Annotated in this window: 22 protein-coding genes; 8 read left to right on the forward strand and 14 right to left on the reverse strand. The window is 71.2% G+C overall.

Going from position 1 to position 24269, the window contains the following annotated elements:
- The first annotated feature begins 17 nt into the window (after positions 1-17).
- Together ACZ5CW_RS03530 and ACZ5CW_RS03535 are read left to right on the forward strand one after the other, a co-directional pair.
- Positions 18-1973, forward strand: a complete 1956-nt coding sequence (locus ACZ5CW_RS03530) for a fumarate reductase/succinate dehydrogenase flavoprotein subunit (RefSeq protein WP_468597985.1) — start codon at positions 18-20, stop codon at positions 1971-1973.
- Entirely contained in the window at positions 1970-2740 is a 771-nt protein-coding gene (locus ACZ5CW_RS03535; protein ID WP_468597986.1) for a succinate dehydrogenase/fumarate reductase iron-sulfur subunit, read from the forward strand. The genes ACZ5CW_RS03530 and ACZ5CW_RS03535 overlap by 4 nt, the downstream gene beginning before the upstream one ends.
- Here ACZ5CW_RS03535 and ACZ5CW_RS03540 read toward each other — a convergent pair.
- Positions 2721-4067 carry a hypothetical protein gene (locus tag ACZ5CW_RS03540; RefSeq protein ID WP_468597988.1) on the reverse strand — a complete coding sequence of 449 codons (1347 nt, stop codon included), beginning with the start codon at positions 4065-4067 and terminating at the stop codon, positions 2721-2723. The two genes, ACZ5CW_RS03535 and ACZ5CW_RS03540, sit on opposite strands and share 20 nt — an antisense overlap.
- Before the next feature lie 80 nt (positions 4068-4147).
- Here ACZ5CW_RS03540 and ACZ5CW_RS03545 point away from each other — a divergent pair, with 80 nt between their 5' ends.
- Entirely contained in the window at positions 4148-6001 is a 1854-nt protein-coding gene (locus tag ACZ5CW_RS03545; RefSeq protein WP_468597990.1) for a hypothetical protein, read from the forward strand.
- Between the two features lie 32 nt (positions 6002-6033).
- On the opposite strand, the gene ACZ5CW_RS03550 is transcribed toward ACZ5CW_RS03545, so the two are convergent.
- The 6 genes from ACZ5CW_RS03550 to ACZ5CW_RS03575 form a co-directional block, all read right to left on the reverse strand.
- Positions 6034-8622: a SpoIIE family protein phosphatase gene (locus tag ACZ5CW_RS03550; RefSeq protein ID WP_468597991.1), complete on the reverse strand. Its 2589-nt coding sequence runs from the start codon at positions 8620-8622 to the stop codon at positions 6034-6036.
- Between the two features lie 274 nt (positions 8623-8896).
- The gene (locus ACZ5CW_RS03555) at positions 8897-9325 is read right to left on the reverse strand and encodes an ATP-binding protein (RefSeq protein ID WP_468597993.1); all 429 of its coding nucleotides are present in this window, start codon (positions 9323-9325) and stop codon (positions 8897-8899) included.
- Between the two features lie 141 nt (positions 9326-9466).
- The gene (locus ACZ5CW_RS03560; RefSeq protein WP_468597995.1) at positions 9467-9877 is read right to left on the reverse strand and encodes a (deoxy)nucleoside triphosphate pyrophosphohydrolase; all 411 of its coding nucleotides are present in this window, start codon (positions 9875-9877) and stop codon (positions 9467-9469) included.
- 30 nt (positions 9878-9907) lie between these two features.
- A complete protein-coding gene (locus ACZ5CW_RS03565; RefSeq protein ID WP_468597997.1) occupies positions 9908-10099 on the reverse strand; it encodes an SPOR domain-containing protein in 192 nt (63 codons plus the stop codon).
- A gap of 415 nt (positions 10100-10514) precedes the next feature.
- Positions 10515-11267: a GntR family transcriptional regulator gene (locus tag ACZ5CW_RS03570; RefSeq protein WP_468597999.1), complete on the reverse strand. Its 753-nt coding sequence runs from the start codon at positions 11265-11267 to the stop codon at positions 10515-10517.
- 162 nt (positions 11268-11429) lie between these two features.
- Positions 11430-12620 carry a DUF4190 domain-containing protein gene (locus ACZ5CW_RS03575; protein ID WP_468598000.1) on the reverse strand — a complete coding sequence of 397 codons (1191 nt, stop codon included), beginning with the start codon at positions 12618-12620 and terminating at the stop codon, positions 11430-11432.
- 111 nt (positions 12621-12731) lie between these two features.
- On the opposite strand from ACZ5CW_RS03575, the gene ACZ5CW_RS03580 reads away from it, so the two are divergent.
- On the forward strand, positions 12732-13973 hold the full coding sequence (locus ACZ5CW_RS03580) for a serpin family protein (protein ID WP_468598002.1): 1242 nt from the start codon (positions 12732-12734) through the stop codon (positions 13971-13973).
- On the opposite strand, the gene ACZ5CW_RS03585 is transcribed toward ACZ5CW_RS03580, so the two are convergent.
- Positions 13936-14385, reverse strand: coding sequence for a MarR family winged helix-turn-helix transcriptional regulator (locus tag ACZ5CW_RS03585; RefSeq protein ID WP_468598003.1), 450 nt, complete (start codon positions 14383-14385; stop codon positions 13936-13938). The two genes, ACZ5CW_RS03580 and ACZ5CW_RS03585, sit on opposite strands and share 38 nt — an antisense overlap.
- Positions 14386-14524: 139 nt before the next feature.
- Between ACZ5CW_RS03585 and ACZ5CW_RS03590 the strand changes: the two genes are divergently transcribed.
- The 3 genes from ACZ5CW_RS03590 (at position 14525) to ACZ5CW_RS03600 (ending at position 17249) form a co-directional block, all read left to right on the forward strand.
- On the forward strand, positions 14525-15511 hold the full coding sequence (locus tag ACZ5CW_RS03590; protein ID WP_468598004.1) for an SMP-30/gluconolactonase/LRE family protein: 987 nt from the start codon (positions 14525-14527) through the stop codon (positions 15509-15511).
- Between the two features lie 125 nt (positions 15512-15636).
- Positions 15637-16029 carry a hypothetical protein gene (locus ACZ5CW_RS03595; protein WP_468598005.1) on the forward strand — a complete coding sequence of 131 codons (393 nt, stop codon included), beginning with the start codon at positions 15637-15639 and terminating at the stop codon, positions 16027-16029.
- 362 nt (positions 16030-16391) lie between these two features.
- The gene (locus tag ACZ5CW_RS03600) at positions 16392-17249 is read left to right on the forward strand and encodes a helix-turn-helix transcriptional regulator (RefSeq protein WP_468598007.1); all 858 of its coding nucleotides are present in this window, start codon (positions 16392-16394) and stop codon (positions 17247-17249) included.
- A 37-nt stretch (positions 17250-17286) separates the two neighbouring features.
- Here ACZ5CW_RS03600 and ACZ5CW_RS03605 read toward each other — a convergent pair whose 3' ends face one another.
- The 4 genes from ACZ5CW_RS03605 to ychF all read right to left on the reverse strand — a co-directional run bounded on the left by ACZ5CW_RS03605 (position 17287) and on the right by ychF (position 21621).
- Positions 17287-18429, reverse strand: coding sequence for an HTTM domain-containing protein (locus ACZ5CW_RS03605; protein ID WP_468598008.1), 1143 nt, complete (start codon positions 18427-18429; stop codon positions 17287-17289).
- A gap of 95 nt (positions 18430-18524) precedes the next feature.
- Entirely contained in the window at positions 18525-19124 is a 600-nt protein-coding gene (locus ACZ5CW_RS03610) for a DUF5819 family protein (RefSeq protein ID WP_468598009.1), read from the reverse strand.
- A gap of 464 nt (positions 19125-19588) precedes the next feature.
- On the reverse strand, positions 19589-20152 hold the full coding sequence (locus tag ACZ5CW_RS03615; RefSeq protein ID WP_468598011.1) for a hypothetical protein: 564 nt from the start codon (positions 20150-20152) through the stop codon (positions 19589-19591).
- A gap of 380 nt (positions 20153-20532) precedes the next feature.
- Entirely contained in the window at positions 20533-21621 is a 1089-nt protein-coding gene (gene ychF / locus ACZ5CW_RS03620) for a redox-regulated ATPase YchF (RefSeq protein ID WP_468598012.1), read from the reverse strand.
- Between the two features lie 181 nt (positions 21622-21802).
- Between ychF and ACZ5CW_RS03625 the strand changes: the two genes are divergently transcribed.
- Complete coding sequence (locus ACZ5CW_RS03625; protein ID WP_468598013.1) at positions 21803-22372, forward strand: DUF6542 domain-containing protein; 570 nt, start codon at positions 21803-21805, stop codon at positions 22370-22372.
- Between the two features lie 4 nt (positions 22373-22376).
- Here the strand turns inward: ACZ5CW_RS03625 and ppgK are convergent, their stop codons facing one another.
- Both ppgK and ACZ5CW_RS03635 read right to left on the reverse strand, forming a co-directional pair.
- Positions 22377-23123, reverse strand: coding sequence for a polyphosphate--glucose phosphotransferase (gene ppgK, locus ACZ5CW_RS03630; RefSeq protein ID WP_468598015.1), 747 nt, complete (start codon positions 23121-23123; stop codon positions 22377-22379).
- A gap of 64 nt (positions 23124-23187) precedes the next feature.
- Positions 23188-24213: a 4-hydroxy-3-methylbut-2-enyl diphosphate reductase gene (locus ACZ5CW_RS03635; protein WP_468598017.1), complete on the reverse strand. Its 1026-nt coding sequence runs from the start codon at positions 24211-24213 to the stop codon at positions 23188-23190.
- Between the last annotated feature and the right edge of the window lie 56 nt (positions 24214-24269).

Genomic DNA, 24269 nt, shown 5'->3' on the forward strand with positions numbered 1-24269 from the left:
AGTGAGGGACTGACCTTATGTCCGTGGTGGACCGGCAGGAGTGGGACGTCGTCGTGGTCGGCGCGGGCGGCGCCGGGCTGCGGGCCGCGATCGAGGCGCGCGAGCGGGGCGCCCGTACGGCGGTGATCTGCAAGTCCTTGTTCGGCAAGGCGCACACGGTGATGGCCGAGGGCGGCATCGCGGCGGCCATGGCCAACGCCAACGAGCACGACAACTGGCAGGTTCACTTCCGCGACACCATGCGCGGCGGCAAGTTCCTCAACCAGTGGCGGATGGCCGAGCTGCACGCCCAGGAGGCCCCGGACCGGGTGTGGGAGCTGGAGACCTGGGGCGCGCTGTTCGACCGTACGAAGGACGGCCGGATCTCCCAGCGCAACTTCGGCGGCCACGAGTACCCGCGTCTGGCGCACGTCGGCGACCGTACGGGCCTGGAGCTGATCCGCACCCTCCAGCAGAAGATCGTGGCGCTGCAGCAGGAGGACTTCGCGGAGACCGGGGACCACGAGTCACGGCTGAAGGTCTTCCAGGAGTGCACGGTCACACGGATCCTCAAGGACACGGCAGCCGGCAGCGGCTCCGCCGCGGGCCGGGTCTCGGGCGTCTTCGCCTACGACCGCGAGACCGGTCGTTTCTTCGTCCTCGAAGCGCCGGCCGTGGTGATCGCGACCGGCGGCATCGGCAAGTCCTTCAAGGTCACCTCGAACTCCTGGGAGTACACCGGCGACGGACACGCCCTCGCGCTGCTGGCCGGGGCGCCGCTGCTGAACATGGAGTTCGTGCAGTTCCACCCGACGGGCATGGTCTGGCCGCCGTCGGTGAAGGGCATCCTCGTCACCGAGTCGGTCCGCGGGGACGGCGGGGTGCTCAGGAACTCCGACGGCAAACGGTTCATGTTCGACTACATCCCGGACGTGTTCAAGGAGAAGTACGCCGAGTCGGAGGAGGAGGGCGACCGGTGGTACGAGGACCCCGACCACAACCGCCGTCCGCCCGAGCTGCTCCCCCGCGACGAGGTGGCCCGCGCGATCAACGCCGAGGTCAAGGCCGGGCGCGGCTCGCCGCACGGCGGGGTCTTCCTCGACGTCTCCACCCGTATGCCCGCCGAGGTGATCCGGCGCCGGCTGCCCTCCATGTACCACCAGTTCAAGGAGCTGGCCGACGTCGACATCACGGCGGAGGCGATGGAGGTCGGCCCGACCTGCCACTACGTCATGGGCGGCATCGCGGTCGAGTCCGACACGGCGGCGGCGCGCGGCGTACCGGGGCTCTTCGCGGCCGGTGAGGTGGCGGGCGGCATGCACGGCTCCAACCGGCTCGGCGGCAACTCCCTCTCCGACCTGCTGGTGTTCGGGCGCCGGGCGGGCTGGCACGCGGCCGAGCACGCCCGGGGACTGGCGCACCTGCGCCCGCCGGTGGACGAAGCCCAGGTCAACACGGCCGCCGCGGAGGCCCTGCGGCCCTTCTCCGCGGAGACGGAGGGTGAGGCGGGCCCGCCGGAGAACCCGTACACCCTCCACCAGGAACTCCAGCAGACCATGAACGACCTGGTCGGCATCATCCGGCGCGAGGGCGAGATGGAGCAGGCCCTGCACAAGCTGGCCGAGCTGCGGGTACGGGCGCGCCGGGCCGGGGTGGAGGGCCACCGCCAGTTCAACCCCGGCTGGCACCTGGCCCTGGACCTCAGGAACATGCTGCTGGTCAGCGAGTGCGTGGCGCGGGCCGCGCTGGAGCGCACCGAGTCGCGCGGCGGGCACACCCGCGAGGACCACCCGACGATGGACCGCGCCTGGCGCAACGTGAATCTCCTGTGCGCGCTCGCCGATCCCACCGGCGGCCTCGCGGCGACCGACCCCGCCCGTGGCCAGATCCGCCTGACCCGCGAGACCACCGACCCCGTCCGCCCCGACCTGCTCGCCCTCTTCGAGAAGGAGGAGCTGGTCAAGTACCTCGCCGAAGAGGAGCTGTACGAATGAGCAGCTACGAGGCCCGCTTCAAGGTGTGGCGGGGCGATGTGCAGGGTGGTGACCTGGAGGACTTCGAGGTCGAGGTCAACGACGGCGAGGTGGTGCTCGACATCATCCACCGGCTCCAGGCCACGCAGGCGCCCGACCTCGCCGTGCGCTGGAACTGCAAGGCGGGCAAGTGCGGTTCGTGCTCGGCGGAGATCAACGGCCGCCCGCGGCTGATGTGCATGACCCGGATGTCGGTCTTCGACCGCACGGAGACCATCACGGTCACCCCCCTGCGTGCCTTCCCGGTGATCCGGGACCTGGTGACGGACGTCGGATTCAACTACCAGAAGGCGAGGGAGGTCCCGGCGTTCGTGCCGCCGGCCGGGCTCGGCCCCGGCGAGTACCGGATGATGCAGGAGGACGTGGACCGGTCGCAGGAGTTCCGCAAGTGCATCGAGTGCTTCCTGTGCCAGGACACCTGCCATGTGGTCCGCGACCACGAGGAGAACAAGACGGCGTTCGCCGGCCCGCGCTTCCTCATGCGGGTGGCGGAGCTGGACATGCACCCGCTGGACGCGGCCGCCGAGACCGGCCTGGACCGCAAGCGCACCGCCCAGGACGAACACGGCCTCGGCTACTGCAACATCACCAAGTGCTGCACGGAGGTCTGCCCCGAGGGCATCAAGATCACCGACAATGCCCTGATCCCGTTGAAGGAGCGGGCCGTCGACCGCAAGTACGACCCGCTGGTGTGGCTGGGCTCGAAGATCAGGAGGCGGTCTTCGTAGCGGGTCGTTCGGCCCAGTCCTCCCGGTAGGCGCGCCAGTCCGCCTCCGTCGCGGCGAAGTCGACGTACAGGGCGACGCCGAACCGGGCGCGGTCGGCGTCGGTGCGCGACAGTCCCAGCCGGACGCCCCGCACGGCGGCCGGGACGGTCTCGGCGTGCGCCCAGTGCCCGAAACGGTTCTCGTGGTAGAAGGGCAGGCCCATGAGGAGGTCGGTGGAACCGGGGGTGACCTCCAGCGCGAGGCTGGTCTGCTGGGCCACGTAACCGCCGTACAGGCTCTCCAGGGGCTGCATGGTGTCGTACGACATCACGGCGATCTGGTCCACGCGCCGGGCCACCTGGCCGAAGTAGGCCTGGGACCACCACTTGGGATGGCCGGTGGTCGTCCCCCAGAAGGAGTGGAACGCGGGCAGCGGGTCGATCTGGTGGGCGGCCACGGAGAGCAGCGCGTGCCGGGCGCGGGTGAGATCCCGCAGGTCGTCCAGGAGCTTCAGGTAGTCGCCGTCGCCGGAGTGGAGGGGTTCCAGGTCGAAGTGGGCGCCCTCGAAGCCGGCGGCGAGGACGCGGCGGGTGGAGGCGAGGATCGCGGCGCGGGTCGCGGGGCGGTCCAGGCGCAGGCCGTCGGGGCTTTCGCTGGCCAGCTTGTCGCCGAGCCAGGCCTGGACCCGGACGCCGGGCAGCTCCCGGTGGACGGCCGCGACCAGCCAACCCGCCTTCGGGTACGCGGAGTCGGGCAGGGTGCCGTCGTGCTCCAGCGGCCCCGAGTGGACGTACAGATCACGGATCCCGGTCCCGCGCAGACGCCTGGCGAGCGCCTCGACGTCCTTGTCACTCTTGCGCCCGTCCACCCAGGCATGGCCCAGCCAGAGGGCATCCCGGTGGCGCGTGCGGGTGCCGGGGGCCGGGTCACCGGTGTAGTTGACACGCAGGGCCGTCTCGGCGGTGAGGAGGGGCACGAGCAGGAGGGCGAGTGCGGCGAGGGACCAGCGGAGCACACGCCGCCGCTTGCGCACCGCCGGCCGCCGCGCCGGCTCCTCGGGGGCGTCGGTCCGCTGCCCGGCAGGCCGAGCCGAGTCGGGGGCCGGCCGCGAGTCCGCCCGGCCGACGGCGTCGTCCGACCCGGGGCCTGCCTGACCGGCGGTGCCGGACGGCTGGGAGCCGGGGGTACCGGGCCGGTCCGGGGCATCGGCCGGCCGGGCCTCCGACCGGGCCGTGGCGCCCGACGCCTCCGCCTCGGGCAGCGCCGGGTCGTCGGCGTTGCGCGCATCGGGCCGGGCCGTGCCGTCGGGCTCCCCCGCTCCCGGCCGGTTCGTCTCTTCGCTGTCCATCCCGTCCCCTTGTCGGTCTCTTCCCCCACCCGTGTCCACCCCGCTCGCGAAGCCGCCTACCTGCCCATACGCTCCAAAATGTGACGTCCTCCCTGATCCGGGGCCGGCCCCGGCACGCCAAGGCGCAGATACGGGCGCGAGTGGCGCATGTCGTGCTGGGCGCCCTGATCGGCGCCGGGTGGCTGGTGTTGCCGGTGATGACGGTCGCCGGCCATGATCCGGTTCCCTGGGCCCCCTCCGGGCCGGTCGCGAGCGCCGCCGCCCAGCAGGACGAGACGTCCACCGTCGATCTCCTACTGCCGCTGCTCGCGGTCGGCACGGCCGTCGTACTGGCCGGATACGGGTACCTGCGCCGCACCCGGCGGGCCCGCTCCCGGACGACGCCGGGGATCGTCTCCGCGCACCCGCCCGCCCCCGCACCGGCCGCCTTCGAACGCCAGGCGCGCGCGGCACTGGTGCTGGCCGACGACTGCGTGCGCACCAGCCGGGAGGAACTGCCCTTCGTGGCGGAGCGGTTCGCAGAGGCGGAGGTGGAGCCGTTCCGGCACGCCCTGCGGGCCGCCGAGACCGAGCTTTCGGCCGCGTTCGCGATCTGGCGGCGCTACGAGGAGGGGGTGCCGGGGGAAGCGGATGCGCGGCGGCAGGCGCTGGTGGGGGTGGTCGGACGGTGCGCGGAGGCGGGGCGGCGGCTGGACGCCGAGGCTCCGGCCCTGGACCGGCTGCGGGGGCTGGAGGAGGGAGTGGGCGGGGCCCTGGAGGTCGCCGAGGGACGGTTCCGGGAACTGACGGCACGGACAGCGGCCGCGCAGGGCACCCTCACGGCCCTGCGCGAGCGGTATCCGCCGGCGGCCGCCGGATCCGTCACCGGGTACGTCGAACAGGCCAAGGACCGGCTGGTGTTCGCCACGACCCACCTCAACGGGGCCCGCCAGGCCGACGACTCCGGCGACCGGGAGCGTGCGGCGGCACACCTGCGCGCCGCCGAGGGCGCCATCGCCCAGACCGCCGCCCTCACCGGCGCGGTGGAACGACTCACGACCGAACTGCAGCGGGCAACGGACCTGCTGCCCCCCACACTCACCGCCGCAGAGACCGAGCTGATGGTGGCCCGGAGGGGGGACGCGGCGCGGGAACAGGGGGCGGCGGAGGGAGGGAAGGTGCCGGATGCGGAGGGGAAGGGAGGTCGGGGAGGGGAGGCAGCGCGAAGCGCCGAGGTGAGCCGGGAAGAGGGGGTGCCCGAGGGAGGGACGGCGCGGGGAGGGGAGGCTGCTTCGGGGAGCGGGGCGGCCGGCGAGGGCGGGGGGCCACCAGGTGACAGGGAGGCGGCGGGCAACGGTGACGTGACGCCGGAGAGTGAGGCGGTGGCCAAGGTGATGCGGGAGGACGGGGAGGGGGGACCGGGCGAGGTGCGGGTGTCTCTCGTCGTCGGAGAGTTGCGTGCCCGGCTCGCTCATGCGGACGTCGTGTTGGCCGCCGTCCGCGCGGAGTCGGCCGGGGGGCCGTACGACCCGCTGGACGCGTTGCGCCGGATCACGCGGGCCGTGGGGCGGCTGGGGATGGGGCGGTCGGGGGTGCTGGACACCGCCGCGCTGCTGGTGGCACGGGGTTCCGTCGCCGGGGCGGAGGAGTTCGTGGCGGTGCACCGGGGCGCGGTGGGCGCGGAGGCGCGGGCCCGGCTGGCGGAGGCGGTGCGGTCGCTCGCCGCGGGAGATGCCGAGGAGGCCGACACCGTGTCCCGTCAGGCTCGCGAACTGGCCGAACGAGATGTGCGGGCGCACGGCAACCCGTACGCCGGACCCGACGGCGACACGGCGGGCCTGGTCGGTGCCGTCCTCGGCGGGATCCTCCTGGCCGAGGACCCGACCGGCGGCCCCCCGGCAAGCTTCGGCGGTCCGGCGTCCAGGGGCAGACATCGCTTCCCGCCGGCGCCGTAGCCCTCCGGGACACCCTCACGCGGTGTCGGTGGTCAGAAGAGGCTGAGCAGCGCCTCCGCCGGGTCGGTGAGACCGTTCTCGCCCCCTGGCAGCGGAAGCTCGAACCACACCGTCTTGCCGCGGGGCGTCCGCCGCGACCCCCACGCCGCGCTCAGCAGCCCGACCAGCTGCAGCCCCCGGCCCCCCTCGTCCGTGTCGCGGGCCCGCCGCCGCCGAGGCTGGACCAGCCCGGAGTCCCACACCTCGCACACCAGCGTCCGGTCCAGCAGCAGCCGGAGCCGGATCTCCCCCTCGCCGTACCGCAGCGCGTTCGTCACCAGCTCGCTCACCAGGAGTTCCGTGGTGTCGACCAGCGGCTCGAGATCCCAGCTGAGCAGCTGCGCGCGGGCGTACTCCCGGGCCCGGCCCACACTGCGCGGTTCGCGCGGCAGCGTCCAGTCGCCGACGGAGTCGGCGGGCAGTCCCTGGACCCGGGCCATCAGCAGAGCGATGTCGTCCTCGCCGTGGTGGGTGTCCAGGGTGTTGAGGACGTGGTCGCAGACGTCCTCCAGCGGCCGGGCGGGGTCCGTGAGCGCGCCCACGAAGGCCTGGAGGCCCTCGTCCAGGGGGTGGTCGCGGGACTCGACCAGTCCATCCGTGTAGAGCGCGAGCAGCGCGCCCTCGGGGAGATCGACCTCCACCTCCTCGAAGGGCTCTCCGCCCACGCCGAGCGGCATGCCGGGCGGCACGTCGAGCATCAGGGCCGCCTCGCCGGGCTCCACCAGGACCGGGGGCAGATGGCCGGCGTTGGCGAACGTACAGCGTCGGGTCACGGAGTCGTACACGGCGTACACACAGGTCGCGAGGTACACCTCGGAGAGGTCCGCGTCGCGGGGCTGACGGGCCGTACGGGTGGCCTGCTGGACGCCCCCCGGGGTGCCGAGGCCGCGCGCGATCTCGTCCAGCGCCGACAGCACTTCGGCGGGTTCGAGGTCCAGCAGGGCCAACGTACGGACGGCGGTGCGCAGTTCGCCCATGGCGACGGCCGCCCGCAGACCCCGGCCCATCACGTCGCCGACCACCAGCGCCGTGCGGTGACCGGGCAGCTCGATGACGTCGAACCAGTCACCGCCGACCTCCGTCGCCGCGTTGCCGGGCAGATAGCGGCAGGCGATGTCCAGCCCGGAGGCCTCCGGGTCGCCGGGCGGGAGCAGGGACCGCTGCAGTATCAACGCGCGCTCGTGCTCGCGGCGGTACAGGCGCGCGTTGTCGATACAGACCGCGGCGCGCGCGGCCAGCTCCACCGCCAGGTCCCGGTCGCGGTCGCCGAACGGCTCGCTGCCCTTCGTGCGGGCGAACTGCGCGAGGCCCACGACGGTGTCGTGGGCGACCATCGGCACGGCCAGCGTGGACTGCACGAGGCCGCCCTCCTCCGCGGGCACGGCCTGCGGGCGGGCGGTGCGCAGGGCGTCTGCGCAGGGGGAGTTGAAGGGAAAGTGGTGGACCGCGCCGAGCGCGACGGATTCGCCGGAGCCGCTGAAGGGCACGTCGGAGACAGCGCTGGCGAAGGCGACGCGGCGCAGTTCGGCGCTGCCGTCGGCGAGTCCGGGCGGCGCCTCGTCGCCGGCCAGCAGACCTTGGTAGAGGTCGACGGTGGCGAGGTCGCAGAAGCCGGGGACGACCACGTCGAGGAGTTCGCGCGCCGTCGTCTCGAGGTCGAGGGAGTTTCCTATGCGGGCGCCGGCCTCGTTGAGCAGGGCGAGGTTGCGCCGGGCGGCGGCGGCCTCGCGGGCGGCGGCGCGGCGGGCGGTGATGTCGGTGCCGAGCCACGCGATGCCGATGGGCCGGCCGGTGCCGCTGTGCACGCGGTAGAGGTTGACGGACCAGTGCCGGCGTTCCTCGGAGCCCGGGACGAAACCGGTGACATGCATGTCGGTGATGGACTCACCGGACTCCAGCACCCGGCGCAGGGTGGCCGAAACCCGCTCCGCCTCGCCGCGCGGCAGATAGTCGTGAACTCCCTTGCCCCGGTGGTCGTCCGGGGTTCCGCCGAAGATGGAGGCGAACCGTTCGTTGGCCCGACGGACCCTCAAGTCGATGTCGATCAGCAGGAATCCGAACGGCGACTGACCGAAAATCGCCTGCGAGGCGGCGAGATCGGTCTCGATGCTGCGCAGGGTGCGGACGTCCACGACGATGCACACGGCCGCCTTGTCGCCCTCGGCGGTCCGGGTGGGCATGACGTAGACCTCGGCCAGGCCCTCCTCCCCCCGCGCACCGTCCGGCTGGTCCGGCATCCGGAAGGGGATCACCCCGGTCCACTCGCGTCCGTCGAGGATCTCGGCCATCTTGCGCTGGCCGCGCACCCGCAGGTCGGGGTCGATGAAGGCCTCTATGGGGTCCATTCCGACGGCGCGTTCGGCGGGGATGCCGAAGAGCTGCTCGGCGCGCAGGCTCCACTGGTCGACCAGCCCGCCGGGGTTGATCGCGAAGGACGCGACCTTGATGTAGTCGTAGATCGAGCCGGGCGGACTGCTCTGCCACATGGCGTCGCCGGGTGCCGCGGCAGCTTCCGCGGCCTGCTTCCTCGCGCCGTCCGACGGGTCCTCGGACTCCGTGGCCTTCGCTGGTATCTCGCTCACGCGAACCGTCCCCTCCAGCTCACCGCGCCCGGCACCGGTCACCGGGGGCGGCTGCCCGCAGTATCCAGCACTACGGCGCCGCACGACACGGTGTTCACGATCACAGCTCGGTCCAGGTGCTTTTCGGACCGCTCCGTGACAACACTTCCACTCTTCTAACCAGGGAACACGCCCGCGAATCACGTACGCGGGGACCGGTCGGGGGAGGGGAGCGCACGGTGGGCTGCACAGCGGCGGACGCACACCGCAGTTCGGCCTCGCGGGGCCTTCCGCGTCACCCGGGCACCGCCAGTTCGAACCAGACGGTCTTTCCGCTCGCGCCGGGCCGTGTGCCCCAGCGACGCGAGGAGCCGGCGACCAGTTGCAGGCCGCGTCCGCTCTCGTCCTCGGGCTGGGCGACGCGTTCGTGCGGCGGGTCCGGAAGCGGGTCGGAGACCTCCACCAGCAGCGTGTCGCCGAGCGTGGCCGGACGCACCAGCCGTACGCCGATGGGGCCCGTGGCATGCCGCATCGAGTTGGTGACCAGCTCACTGACCAGCAGTGCGGCCAGGTCGGCGACGCAGTCGAGGTCCCAGCCGTGCAACTGGCCGCGCACCGCGGCCCGGGCGGTGCGCACGGCGCCCGGCTCCGCGGGAAAGGACCACGCGGCGCAGTCGCCGTCGGTGTCGATCACGCCGATCACTTCCCAGGCCAGCAAGCCCACCCATGTCCGGTTTCATGGGATTAATGGGCACATACCCGATATCCGGCGGCCAGTACCGTACACAAGGGCGCACTGTGGCACGAACGGCGTATGAGGAGTTCTACGGGGCTCCCCCGCCGGGCCGCTCCGGGCAGGAAGCGGTCAGGGCGCGGTCAGCTTTTCGAGCTTTTCCACCGCCGGAACGTCCTGGTCGAGCCAGGGCACGTCCCAGATCCGGTCGGGGCCGAGCCAGCGCAGCTCGTCGTGGTCCTGCAGGGGCCGGGGCGCGGGCGAGCCGGGACGCAGGCGGGCGGTCCAGACCTGGAGGACGTACGGCGCCCGCAGCGGCCACTCCCCCGGCACGCGCTCGACCGGCTCGGCGTCGACGCCGAGTTCCTCGCGCAGTTCGCGCGTCAGGGCGTCTTCGGGCCGTTCCCCCGTCTCGACCTTGCCGCCGGGCAGCTCCCACCGTCCGGCCAGTTCGGCGGGCGCGCTGCGGCGCGCCGCGAGCAGTCGGCCGCCGTCGAGCAGGGCGGCCCCCACCACCACGATCCGTTCCGTCCTGGGCGTCATGGGGCGGAGCCTACGGGAAGGCACGGCCGGTCAGTTGTGACCGCCGTCCCCGTTCTGTCCTATGCGTTCGACCCAGTAGAGCTGCTTGTGCCCGCGGTCGTCGAAGCTGTCGGCGATCTTCTGGGCCTCGGCCCGCGTCGCGTACCTGCCGACGCGGTAGCGATTGCCGTTGTCGTCCTGCCGTATCACGATCCAGGGCAGCGAGACCGTGCCTTCACTCATGGCACCCACCGCCCCCGTCACTCCTTCTCGCACCGCCCCACCCGCTTCCCGTCCCGGGCCCCGGCAAGGCCCCGCCTAAGGAAACCGCAATCCGCATATGCCCGAGCGTACGCCCAACCTTCACGCAGCGAATACGCCTTTTCACAAAGAGGTACGCAACCAGCCAGAACGCCGGGGGCGCACGGGACCGAACGCGCCGTCGCCCGGGGTCGCCGCCTCGGGCGGGAGTCCGCCGGCGGAAACCGCGGCCACCTGGGAGAACGGCCGGATTGCAGCGCCCCGCCGGGCTCGGCCGCAGCCGGCCCGCCGGGGTGTCCGCCCGCTCGACGCGCCAAGGGTGTGCGCTACCTCACTCGGGGGAGCGTGCGAAAATCCGCCCGATGCCTCGCACCGGCACCGGAAGCCTCTCGGAACGTCACTTCACGGGCAGGTGGTAGGCGACCCGGTAGCGGTCCGCCGGGATCACCACGTCGGCGGTCTCCACCGGGCGGCCGGAGGCGAAGTAGGTGCGCTGGACGACCAGGACGACATGGCCGGGCACTCCGCCGAGCACGTGCAGTTCCTCGGCGAGGCCGGGGCGGGCGCCGACCTCCTCGGTGACGTTGTCCACGACGACGTCGATGGCCCGCATGCGCTCGACCACGCCCATGCCGCCGAGCGGCCCCTCCTCCGGGAGCATCACCGGGGTCCGGCCCGTGACGGCGAGGGGCTCCCAGGAGGTGGAGAGCATCATGGGCTCGCCCGCCTCCCGGAACAGGTACCTGGTGCGCATGACCCGGTCACCGACCTGGATCGCGAGCCGCTCGGCGATGGCGGTCCCGGCCTCGGTCTGCTCGCTGCCCGACTCCCAGCTGCCGCGCACCGACGCGTCGGCCTGCTCCTGCCGGAAGGGCGTCGCACCGCCGGCCGGCCGGTACCCGGAGCGGGCCACCCGTCGGGGCACGGGCCGTTCGCGCACGTACGTCCCCGAGCCGGAGCGGCCCTCGACCAGCCCCTCGGCCATCAGCACCTTGCGGGCCTCGAGCGCGACCGTGTCCGAGACGCCGTACTCCTCACGGATGCGGGCCTGGGAGGGGAGACGCGTGTGGGGCGGCAGTGAACCGTCGACGATCTTCTTGCGGAGATCACCCGCGACACGCAAGTACGCCGGCTGCTCACCGAAAGTCACTGGCCGCTCCCATCAGGTTGTACAGACAGCAACAGCCTGGCAACCGTGGGTTGTGCCGTGCAAGCAAAGGCCAGAGAATCACTCGATGTGATGACATGGGGGCGGGGAGGGCTTTACCCAGGCACTTTCTGCCCCGTATAGGGGTGCTCACACCAGGCGTTCTCACACCTGGATGCTGGTGTCTGCGCCGTCGTCACCCATGGGCGGAACGGTGGCCAGTCCCAGGGTCTTCCGCGCGGTGACCGCCTGGCGCGGCTGGATCAGGTCGAGCGCGGTGTCGTAGTGCTCGTAGAAGGCGTCCGCGTCCTCGGCCTTCGCGGCCTTCGCCCACTCCGCGCGCGCCTTGTCCAGGCGGGCGGCCAGGGCCGTGAGGGGCGTGCCGGCCCCTGCCGGCCAGTCGTGCGCCCGCAGCATCCGCGCCTGCTCGCCGAGCGCGACCGACACACGCCCCGCCCACGCCTTGTGCCCGGGCAGGTCGTCCTCCACGTATTCCGCTTCCGGCACGGTGTCCAGGGCCGCGTTGAGCACATGAGCGGCCTTCAGGTAGGCGACCTGGTCGGCGTCGAGGACGGTCTCGTCGTTGCGCAGCGAACCGGTGAGGTCGACGCCCTCGGTGGTGTTGCCGAACACGCAGGTGACCTCGCGGTCCCCGGCCGCCCAACTGCCCTCGGTCGGCGTGAAGTAGTAGACGTCGACGTCTCCCGGGACGGCCCAGCCGTCCATCGCGTAGCCGTCGCGGAGGCCCCAGCAGCGTTCGTCGGCGATGTCGGCGACCGTGTCGTCGCCGGGGTAGTCGCCGTCGATCAACTCGAAGGACGCGAACACCTCGCCGTCGTGCTCGCCGCCGCAGGGGACCTCGTCGAAGCCTTCGGTCGCGCCGCTCAGCCTGCCGCCGGGCGCGTCGAAGCACTTGCCCTCGCCCAGCGAGATGCTCGCGCCGTCGCGCGCGCCGTCCTTGAACCCCTGCCAGAAGTCGGACGCGCCGCCCGTGGCGAACAGCAGCACCCACAGCGCGAGTCCGATACCGGAGAGCACCACGCCGCCGACGGCCAGCCCCTTGCCGCGCTCACCGCGCCGGCGGATCTGCCGGAGCGCGACCAGCCCGAGCACCAGTCCCACACCGGGCAGGAAGCACAGCACGCCGAGCACGAGGGCGGCGATGGCTAGGCCGTTGACGGGCGCGGGGTGGGTGTAGGGGCTGTATCCCTGCGCCCACGGCTGGTACGGCGCCCCGTAGCCGGCGCCCGGCTGGTGCGGGTACGGCGGCGGAGCGTACGGGCCCTGCGCATACGGCTGAGGGGGCTGATACGGCTCCTGCGGCTGCTGGGGGCCGGGGGGCGGGGGTATGGACACCGGTACCGTGCTCCTGGGTCGGGCGGCGGCAGCGCAGCACCGGCGGCCGGCCCGCCGACTGGACTGACGTACGACTGGCCGCATGGTAAGCGGGGCGCGAGCGGGGGCGGAATGAGGGTGGGGCAGCCGGCGGGGAGCCGAGCGGGCGGCGAGGTCGTCGGGGCGGTGAACGGGCTGACCGCCCGGTGGGCGGCGACCACGGAGGGCGGTACGGCCTTCTCCGCGGCCGGCGTCTGGCCGCTGCTGGCCTTCCTGGCCGACGGCGCGGCCGGCCCGGCGCGGGCGGAGCTGGCGGGGGCGCTGGGCGTGCCCCCCGAACAGGCGGCCGGCGTAGCACGGGAGTTGCTCGCGACTCTGCGGTCGGTGTCCGGCCTGGACGCGGCGCTCGGCCTGTGGACGCACCACGGGCTGACCCTGCGCGAGGAGTGGCGGGCCGGGCTTCCGGCCGGGACCCACGGGACGTTCGGGGACGACCTCGTCACCGCGCAGGAACGGCTGGACGCCTGGGCGGCCGAGCGGACCGGCGGGCTGGTCGAGCGCATGCCGGTGACACTGGACCGGGAGGCGCGGATGGTGCTGGCCAGTGCCCTCGCGCTGGGCACGACCTGGCGCCAGCCCTTCAGGGAGCTGCCGCTGCGTCCGGACTCCGGTCCCTGGCAGGGCCGTACGCTGCGCGGGTTGTACCGGCGGAGCGTGCGGCCGGACCGGGTGGGCGTGACGGGCACTGCGGACGGCTTCGTCACCGCGCTGACGGTGCCCGGCGACAACGGCATCGACGTCCACCTGGTGCTCGGCGAGGAGCGCATGACACCGGGTCAGGTGCTGACCGCCGGAGTGGGGGTCGTGGAGCGCACGCTGCCGCTCACCGGGGGTGGTCTGCTGCCGCACGGGCACGTCGGCCCGGGCCTGCATGTGGAGCAGCAGCCGGCCGTCGAGCCGGAGCCGACGACGCTGGACGTGCGGACGGTGGCGTACGAGGTGCGGGCCGACCACGACCTGCCGGCCCTCGCGGGCCTGTTCGGGCTGACGGCGGCGACGGACACGCGGCACGGCCACTTCCCCGGCATCAGCGCCTTCCCGCTCGCCGTGGGGGCGGGCCGCCAGTCGGCGCTCGCCCAGTTCGGCCCGCTCGGCTTCCGTGCCGCGGCGGTGACGGCGGTCATGCCGGTGGCGGGCAGCGGGCCGCCCCGGTACCGCCACGAGACCACGGTCGTCCGCGTCGCCTTCGACCGGCCCTTCGGCTTCCTCGCCGTCGACCGCGCGTCCCGGCTGGTGCTGGTGGCGGGCTGGGTGACGGACCCGGCGCCGTATCCGGTCAGGGCGTTCCCGGGCGCTGCTCCTCCAGGACGCTGACGCAGCGGGCGAGGAGCGCGGCCAGCGTGTCCCGCTCCTCCTCGGTGAACTCGGCGGCGAGGGCGCGCTCGACGCGTACGGCGCGCGCGTCGGCGTCGGCCAGCACGGTACGGCCCTCGTCCGTCAGGCGCGTCTCCAGGACGTTCTTGTGCCACTCGTGCGGGGTGCGGGCGATCAGGCCGCGGTCCTGGAGGTTCTTCAGGACCGTGTTCATGGTGGGCGGCGTGACTCCGCAGAGCCGGGCCAGGGCGGCCGCCGAGATGCCGGGCTTGTCGGAGAGGTGGAGCAGCGCGGCGTACTGCGCGACCGTCACGCCCGCCGGCTTCAGCACCGCGGTCTTGGTCGCGTTGAGGGCCTGCTCGGCCCGCTTGAGGTGGGAGCCGAGGCGCTCGGACGCGGGCATGGAGGTCATCACCCGCGCATGGTAGCGGGCACGTACACCCATTCAACTCCAGGTGAGAGTTAATACATTGACGAGCATTAGAGTTCTAATCTAGCTTCGTGGCCATACAGAAGTGACGGTTCAATCGACCCGAGAGGCATCGGCACCCGTGTCCCGTTCGATCCACCGCCGTACGTTCCTGACCGCCACCGCGGCCGCCGCCCTGGCCGTCACCGCCCCCGGGCCCGCCCGGGCGGCCACCGGGCCCCGCATCTCCACGGCCTTCGCCCTCCCCGACGAGCGCGCCTATCCCGAGGGCATCGCCCTCGACCCACGCACGGGTGACGCCTACGTCGGCTCGTACACCACCGGTGCGGTCTACCGCGCCGCGGCCGGAAGCCGCGCCGCCCGGGTCTTCCTGCCGGCGGGCGCCGACGGCCGGACCACGGCCAACGGTCTGAAGGTCGACCGCGCGGGCCGCCTGTGGGTGATCGACTCGACCGCCGGGATCGACGTGTACGACCTGCGCGACCGCTCCCTGACAGCCCGGTTCGAGCTGCCGGACGGCGACGGCCGCTTCCTGAACGACCTCGTGATCACCGCCGACGGCACGGCGTACGCCACCGACAGCGTGCGTCCGCTGATCTACCGCGTCACCCCGGCCGAGGTGGCCCGCGCCCGCGGCGGAAGGGCGCCCCTCACCGCGCGCTACGACCTGAGCGGGGCCCTGCCCCCGCACCCGCCCGCGGCCTACACCCTGAACGGCATCACCGCCTCCCCCTGCGGGCGCCTGCTGTTCGCCGTCGACATGACCGGCGGCGGCCTGTACCGGGTGGCCGTGGCCGACGGCTCGGTGCGTCAAGTCACCCTGCACGGAGGCGACCTGGTGCACGGTGACGGCCTGGAGCTGGCGCACGGCACCCTGTGGGCCGCCCACAACGCCGGCAACACCCTCACCCGCTGGCACCTGTCCCCCGACGGCACCACGGCCCGCCTCACCCGCCGCCTGACCGACCCCGCCCTCCAGACCCCGACCACCCTGGCCCTCGACCACCACGGCCTGCTGGTCGTCCGCTCCCAGTTCGACAAGGGCGGCCCGATGGGCCCGGGGGTACCGGAGACACCGTTCACGGTGGCCCGGGTGACGGGGATGTGACACGGGCCATCGGGGGTCCGCGCACCGCCCCGGCACGGAAATGAGTGAGGGCCGGCCCCCGGAGGAGCCGGCCCCAAGCTTGGCCAGGCGACTCAGCCGCCCTGCTGCAGCTATTGCTGTTGTTGTTGCTGCTGCTGTTGCTGCTGCTGCTGCTGTTGTTGCTGCTGTTGTTGCTGCTGCTGCTGTTGTTGCTGCTGCTGTTGTTGCTGCTGTTGCTGTTGTTGCTGCTGCTGTTGTTGCTGCTGTTGCTGTTGTTGCTGCTGCTGTTGCTGCTGTTGCTGCTGCTGGCCCCTACTGCACGGACGCATCGGGTCGAGGGTCGTGACCGTGGGCGCCTTCTCGTGAGCCGATGCCACCACAGCAGCGGGGGGTGCAGCACCGTACGTTTCCCCGGCGAAACCCGCTGGGAACGCCAGAGCAGCGATGAGCGCCGGGGTGAGCCGGATGAGGTACCGCTTGCCACGCATGACCTTTCTCCCTTCGACCACCGGGGACGAAAGACAGTCGCCCGTCCATGACCGGCGCCCCTCATCAGGGCCGTGCAAGGACGAACGCCGCCTCCAGCAGCAGAATCACACGCAGCCCAACACGCATCAAGAAACCGACTATCATAGGAGTGGAGGTCATCGGAACAGCCAGCGGTCATAGTCGCCCAACAGAGGCGACGACGATGGAATGACCTCAACGGCCAGCGGGGACTGCGCACTTCGCTCGGATTCGCACAGTCACCCAGTTGTAAGTCCGCCTCGAACGCCGCCTCCAACAGGAGCTTCACGCGCGCAGGTCCGCGCAGGTCACCCATCAAGAAACCGACTATCCTACGAGTAGGGGTCTTCGGCGGTAACCATCCGTACCAGCCGTCAAACAGAGGGAACGACGGATGAATTACGACCCACGGCGAGCGGAACTCGCGGACTTCCTCAGAACACGACGGCTGGCCCTTCAGCCGGAACAGGTCGGCCTTCCGTCCCGAACTTCGCGGAGAACGCCCGGCCTGCGCCGGGAGGACGTCGCCGACCTGGCGGGCATCAGCTCATGCTGGTACTCCCAGCTCGAGCAGGCTCGGGACATCAGGGTCTCGGACCACGTCCTCAACTCACTTGCCGGGGCCCTTCGTCTCGACGCCGAAGAGCGCGACTACCTGCTGGCCCTGGCGAACGAGGATGCCCGTTCCAGCGCGAACGTACCCGCGGATGGTGCACCCCCGGCGCTCCAGCGCATCCTGGACAGCCAGCTTCCGCATCCGGCATTCGCCCTCGGTCCCCGGTTCGATATTCTCGCCTGGAACCGGGCGAGCACCGATGTCTATGGCGATGTGGCCCAAATAACGCCGGCACGCCGCCATTTGCTGTGTCTCTTTTTCAGCGATCACATGCGCGAACTGATTCAGAACTGGGAGCCGAGCGCCCGCTCCCTGCTGGCCGAGTTCCGTGCGGCGACCGGACTCTACGTCCACGAACCGTGGTTCACGGCACTGGTGCGCGAACTGAGCCAGAAAAGCCCGGACTTTTGCGGGTGGTGGCGGCAGCACGAGATCGGAAGGCATGGCGTCACCACCCGGGAGGTGAAGCACCCCTTTGTCGGACGCATGATGCTGGAGGAGACCGCGCTCGTGATCGACGACCGCTCGGGCCGACGGGTCGTTCTGGGGATTCCCCAACCCGGCACCGGCACCGAGGACAAACTGACGGCGCTCTACTGGCGGTACCAGCGTGTGCAGGCACCGGCCTCGATGTGACACGCGTCGATGTGACACCCGCCGCGCCCGCGGCGCCTCACACCCGGCGGTGGACGGGCCCGGTCTCCTTCTGGGCTATCGGCGGTATGGGCCGCAAGCCCTGCATCCACCGCACCGCCCACCGCACCGCCCGCCTCACACGGTCGACCAGCCAGTGCAGCACAGCGGTCGGCAGGAAGAACGCGTCCGCGGTGACCATCGCCAGGGTGAAGAACGGCAGGCCGAGCACAGTCCCGATACCCACGTGCATGAACATCATGATCGCGACCATCACGGTCCGCACACGCCTGTTGAAAAGCGTGAAGGGGAAAGCGACTTCGACGATCACCGTGCCGTAGGTCAACAGCAGGACGATCAGGCTGTTGCTCGCGATGGCGTGGGACAGAGCGGGCCACGGGGTGACGTGGCCGAGGTGCAGCACGTAGTAGAGCGCCGTGCCGTCCTGCCAAGGGGAGCCCAGGATCTTGTACCAGCCGGAGGTCGCGTAGATCAGGCACACCTGGATCGCGACCATGAGCATCGCACCCGCGTGCACCACGTTGCCGACCATCTCCATCACGGTGCGGGGTTCCCCCGGGGCGTAGCGGCGCACCGCCCACCACGCCAGCTGCGCGAGGGCGAAGCCCCAGAGCAGCAACGCCCAGCCCGTGCCCAGTTCGCCCAGTCCGGTGACCAGGGCGAGCACGGCGGTGAAGAACGCCCACAGGGCCACCCCGACCACGTCCCGGCCGCCGTCGCGGCCGACCGCGGAGCGCCGGGCGTCCAGGGACCAGACCCGACCGCAGCGCGCGAACACGAGGTAGATCGCCATGACGTGGATCACACTGTCGCCAGGGCCACCCACGAAGGGGTTCCGGTTCTGGATCGCGAGCACACCGATCATGAACAGCAGCGAGGCGGTACGGGTCCGCCAGCCGACGAGCATCATCACCGCCGCGGCGATCGCCGCCAGGTAGACGATCTCGAACCACAGCCGGCCGTCGTGCCACATGAGCACGGTGAAGCCGCCGTTCGTGGCATTCCATTCACGGGCCATGTCCCAGCTCCACGGGCTGCCCGGCCCGTAAAGCTCGTTGCGGTGCACCCACTCGCGCAACACCAGGGCGAGCCAGGTGAGCGAGAAACCGATACGGATGACGGCCGACTGGTACGGCGCGACGGGTCCGCCGGTGATGCGCACGAGACCCTGCCGGACAGCGCTGCCTGTGCGGCGCCACAGGCGTATGCGAAGGGGCGGCGCGGATCCACGGCCGGGCGTCGCCGGAGAGTACGCGGTCACTGGAAGTCCTCCGCCTCGACGGTCCACCACGGCTCGACCAGGTAGCCGGTCCCGGTGTCGATGTAGTGATCGCTCCACAGAGGCGCCGCGATGGGTGTACTGGCCGAGCGCATCTGCAGGGACTGCACGGCGCCGCCGCTGACGTACGGGCCGAAACGATGGGCGGCGATCCGCAGCACGTACTGCTGCATCTGCTTTCCGTACAGGCCGGCCGGGCGGCCCTTGTCGTCGAGCGAGGAGACGAAGTTGGCCCAGGCGGAGCGGAGTTGGTTCTGCTGCGCTTGGCTGGGGAAAGGATTGTGCCTGATCCACCCCTCGTCCAGCGCGGTCAGGTCGACCCATTCGGTGGTGAACGGAACCCCGTTGGACCGTACGACCTGAACGCGCGCCTGCACATGAATATTCGCCGACGTCGGCTCGGGGGCGAAGAACTTCCAGTTCTGTGCGAATTCGGGCTGGACGTACTTGTCGATACCAGCGGCGTGCTGCCGGGAGAGCGAGTTCGAAGGGGCGACACTGAGGAAGAGCACCGCCGAGTGCACGGCGACCGCGACCAGGACACCCACCACCGAGAGCGCGATGACGATCAGCGACACCGGTGAGAGACCCGACAGGCCGGCCGGTCCGCCGACGTGACGCGCAGCCGGCCCTTCGCCCCGACCCGTATTTCCCTGAACCCGCCCGCTCGGCGTGTACCGGTCCGGCAGCGGCTCGCCCGAAGCCCTCACATCAGGCGGTGGCATGGCGTTGCCGTATCTGCTTCTTCATGATCATCCTCGCGGGAAAATATCGAGTGACCCTGACGTGAAGTCTGCACGTGAGCGCCGGCGCACTGCCGTTGTACGGTGCGACCACATACCTCGGCTACTTCTTCCCGATTCAACGAACAGGGCTCGTCTCGTCGACTGGGACGATCAGGGAAGAATGACCGGTCCATTGCGCACCGGACCCAGATACGAATCTACTGTGTTTTCCGCGATGTTCAACTCGGTGGCGGGCTCTTTGCCCGCCGCCGAGTCAGAGTTCCCGCATCTCGCGGCCGGTGACCACGAGGGCCTCTTTACTTGACCTTGGATCGCTTATCGCACGAGCACTTCACACTGACCGACTGGGACTGCGACTGGGACTGGGACTGGGTGTTGGTGACGGTGACGGAGACGCTGATGGAACCCTGCTCCTGGAAGGTGACGGGGCCACCCTTGGAGACGCGGAAGCTGCTGGCGACGGTCTTCCCCGCCAGGGAGGGCGAGAGACCCACGGTCAGGGTGATCGGCATGTATGCCTGCCGGGGTCCCAGGTCGTCGGAACGGATGCAGTCCAGGGCGCGTGACGACGTCGTACAGCTCCAGCCGCTTCCGCCGGCAGCCAGCGCGGTCATGCCCGCGGGCAGGCTAGCGGTGACCCTGGTGGCGTCCCCGTCGGTCGCATCCGGCCCGGCGTTGCCGACGGTGATGGTGTAGGTCCCCGTCCCGCCCGCGACGAACGCCTGCTGGTGGGACTCGGCGATGGTCAGCGAGGGCCCGCCGTCGGCGTGCGCAGGCGCGACGAGCGAGGCCGACAACCCGGCCGCCATCACGACCGGAAGCGAAGCGACCAGCAGCCGTCGTCGCGATTCTTGCATCATTCGTGCCTCCTGGAGGAACTGTCGGTCATCCCCTGCCACTGCGTTTCCCGGGTGGTTCGGACATGGGATCCGGCCCGCAGGAGCGGGGAGATGACAAGGTGTGGGAACCGCAGGCCTCGGAATCCGACGACCTGGGCGCATGTACATATACCTTTGGGAAATACCGCGCACTACGCGGATTGGCCATACACGCTTCCCGAGCACCCGACCAGCCCATCTCGTTACGGCAACCAGAGCACGGCGCATTGGGCCGCGGTTCGTGATTCCTCGAGCAGTTCTTTCGGCACTTGGAGAACAGATTCCCAGGGCATGAGAAAGGGGCCCGCCTCCGCAGAGACGGGCCCCTTTCGGCCTTGCCGGATCAGCGATGTGGCGCTGCGTCAGACGTTGAACCTGAACTCCACCACGTCCCCGTCCTGCATGACGTAGTCCTTGCCCTCCATGCGGGCCTTGCCCTTGGCGCGGGCCTCGGCGACCGAGCCGGTCTCGACCAGGTCCCCGAAGGAGATGACCTCGGCCTTGATGAAGCCCTTCTGGAAGTCGGTGTGGATCACACCGGCCGCCTCGGGGGCGGTGGCGCCCTTCTTGATGGTCCAGGCGCGGGACTCCTTGGGGCCGGCCGTCAGGTAGGTCTGCAGGCCGAGGGTGTCGAAGCCGACGCGGGCCAGCGTGGCGAGGCCGGGCTCGTGCTGCCCGACGGACTCCAGCAGCTCCAGGGCCTCCTCCTCGTCCAGCTCGGCCAGGTCGGCCTCCAGCTTGGCGTTGAGGAAGATCGCCTCGGCGGGGGCGACCAGGGCGCGCTGCTCGTTCTTGAAGTCCTCGTCGACCAGCTCGTCCTCGTCGACGTTGAAGACGTAGAGGAAGGGCTTGGTGGTGAGCAGGTGCAGGTCGTGCAGCAGCTCGTTGCGTTCCGTGCCCTGGACGATGCCGTGCGCGAAGAGCGTGTCGCCCTTCTCGAGGATCTCCTTGGCCTCCTCGACCGCCTTGACCTTGGGCGCGATGTCCTTCTTGATCCGGGACTCCTTCTGGAGACGCGGCAGGACCTTCTCGATGGTCTGGAGGTCGGCGAGGATCAGCTCGGTGTTGATCGTCTCGATGTCGTCCTTCGGCGAGACCTTGCCGTCGACGTGCACGACGTTCTCGTCCTTGAAGGCGCGGATCACCTGGCAGATCGCGTCGGACTCACGGATGTTCGCGAGGAACTTGTTGCCGAGGCCCTCGCCCTCGGAGGCGCCGCGCACGATGCCGGCGATGTCGACGAAGTCGACCGTGGCCGGAAGAATGCGCTCCGAGCTGAAGATCGAGGACAGCTTGGCGAGGCGGGCGTCGGGGACACCGACGACGCCGACGTTCGGCTCGATCGTGGCGAACGGGTAGTTGGCCGCCAGCACGTCGTTCTTGGTCAGGGCGTTGAACAGGGTCGACTTGCCGACATTCGGCAGGCCGACGATTCCGATCGTGAGCGACACGTTTGCGACTTCCCGTAGATGAGAGGGCCAGGGGCTGCCAGGGGCCAGAGACACTGGCCGATCCCCCAGTCTACGGCGTCCCGCACGAGGGGCTCGCGGGAGCGTCGATCGCCCGGCCAAGCTCTCCCCACCGGCGTGTCTGAGGGGCGATTCGGCACATAAACAGACCTAGGTTGGTCCAGTGGAGCAGCACAGGACACGACCCCCGAACGACGGACGCCGACGAGGCACGCCGCAGGGCTCCCTGCCTTCGCAGGCCCGGCGCCGGCCCGGCGGCGAGAGGCCCGGCGGCGAGCGCAGGCCCCGACCGGGCTCGGAGCGGGCCTTACGGCAGGCCCGGCGCCCCCGGCCCGCGCCGCCCGGTCCGCGGCTGCCGAACCCCCGGCTCACCGGGCTCGGCAGCGGCGTCTTCTGCGCCGTGGTGATGTTCCTGCTCGGCTGCCTGGACCAGTTCCTGTTCGGCGGGTCCCCCTCGCTGTACGGGGTGCTGTTCCTGCTGATGTGCGGCCTGACCGCGCTGTGGGTGCACGAGGGGGACCTGCCGAGCGCGCCCGTGGTCGTACCGGTCGCGTTCGCCGTGGGGCTGCTGCCCGTCACCGACGGCAGCGGGGGGCTGCTCGGCCGTCTGATGGGGCTCGTCACCGGGCTCGCCACCCAGGCCGGCTGGCTGTACGGGGGGACGCTCACCGCCGGCGTGATCGTCCTCGTCCGCCGGGTGCGGTGGGTACGGCGGCGCCGGCGGCGGCTCTGAGCGGCTAGGCCTCCTGCGCGGCCCTCATCGCCGCTCCGACGATCCCCGCGTTGTTCTGCAGCTGCGCGGGCACGATCTCGGCCTTGACGCCCTCGATGAGGTGCAGGAACTTGTCGGCCTTGCGGCTGACCCCGCCGCCGATGACGAACAGTTCCGGAGAGAACAGCATCTCCACGTGGGCCAGGTATTTCTGCACGCGGTGCGCCCACTGCTGCCAGCTCAGCCCGTGGTCGTCCTTGGCCTTGCTGGAGGCGCGCTTCTCCGCGTCGTGGCCGCTCAGCTCCAGGTGGCCCAGCTCCGTGTTCGGCACCAGGACGCCGTCCACGAAGACGGCGCTGCCGATGCCGGTGCCGAAGGTGAGCAGGACGACCGTGCCCCGTCTGCCCCGTCCGGCGCCGAACTGCATCTCGGCCACGCCCGCCGCGTCGGCGTCGTTGACCACGGTCACCGGCAGCCCGCCCAGCCTGCCGCCGAACAGCGCGCGCGCGTCCGTGTCGATCCAGCTCTTGTCGACGTTCGCCGCCGTACGGACCATGGCTCCGCCGGTGACCACTCCGGGGAAGGTCAGCCCGACCGGGCCGGTCCAGCCGAAGTGGTCGATCACCTGCTTGACCCCGTCGGCCACGCCGTCGGGCGTCGCCGGGTGCGGGGTGAGCACCTTGCAGCGCTCCTTCGCCAGGTCGCCCCTGTCCAGGTCCACAGGGGCGCCCTTGATCCCGGATCCGCCGATGTCCACGCCGAAGATCTGCATGGCACCACGTTACGACGGCCCACGGACAGTCACTAAGGGGTACGGCGGCGCGTACGGCCGCCCGTCACCCGGCGGCGGTCTCCGAGGCGCCCGAGCCGCCGCGCTGGGCGACCAGGGCCGCCGCCTCGTCGCGCAGGTCGCGCCGGAGTTCCTTGGGCAGCGAGAAGGTGATGGACTCCTCGGCCGCCTTGACGAGTTCCACGTCCCCGTAGCCGCGCTCGGCGAGCCACTCCAGGACCTGCTCGACCAGCACCTCGGGCACGGAGGCGCCGGAGGTGACGCCGACCGTGGTGACGCCCTCCAGCCAGGCCTCGTCGATCTCGTCGGCGAAGTCGACCAGGTAGGCCTCGCGGGCGCCGGCGAGCTTGGCGACCTCGACCAGCCGCTTGGAGTTGGAGGAGTTGCGCGAGCCGACCACGACGACCAGCTCGGCCTCGGCGCCCATCTGCTTCACGGCGAGCTGGCGGTTCTGCGTGGCGTAGCAGATGTCGTCGCTGGGCGGGGAGACGAGGCCCGGGAACTTGGTCTTCAGGGCGTCGACGGTCTCCATCGTCTCGTCGACGGAGAGGGTGGTCTGGGACAGCCACACGACCTTCGAGGGGTCGCGGACCTCGACCTTGGCGACGTCCTCGGGGCCGTCGACCAGCTGGATGTGGTCGGGAGCCTCGCCGGAGGTGCCGATGACCTCCTCGTGCCCCTCGTGCCCGATCAGGAGGATGTCGTAGTCGTCGCCCGCGTAGCGGACGGCTTCCTTGTGGACCTTGGTGACCAGGGGGCAGGTGGCGTCGATGGTGGCGAGCCGGCCCTGCCGGGCCTCCTCGTGCACCACGGGCGCGACGCCGTGCGCCGAGAACATGACGATGTTGCCGGGCGGCACCTCCTCCGTCCGCTCGACGAAGACGGCGCCCTTCTTCTCCAGGGTCTGCACGACGTACTTGTTGTGGACGATCTCGTGCCGGACGTAGATCGGGGCCCCGTACTGCTCGAGGGCCTTCTCGACGGCGATCACGGCGCGGTCCACACCCGCGCAATAGCCTCGGGGTGCGGCGAGCAGGACACGGCGGCCAGGCGAAGCGGTCATGGGTCCCATCGTAAGGCCGCGTTCGGCGCCGCAGAGATCGCGTCGCCTCGGCCCGGCGGGGAAGA

This window comes from Streptomyces sp. NPDC031379 (assembly GCF_055569615.1).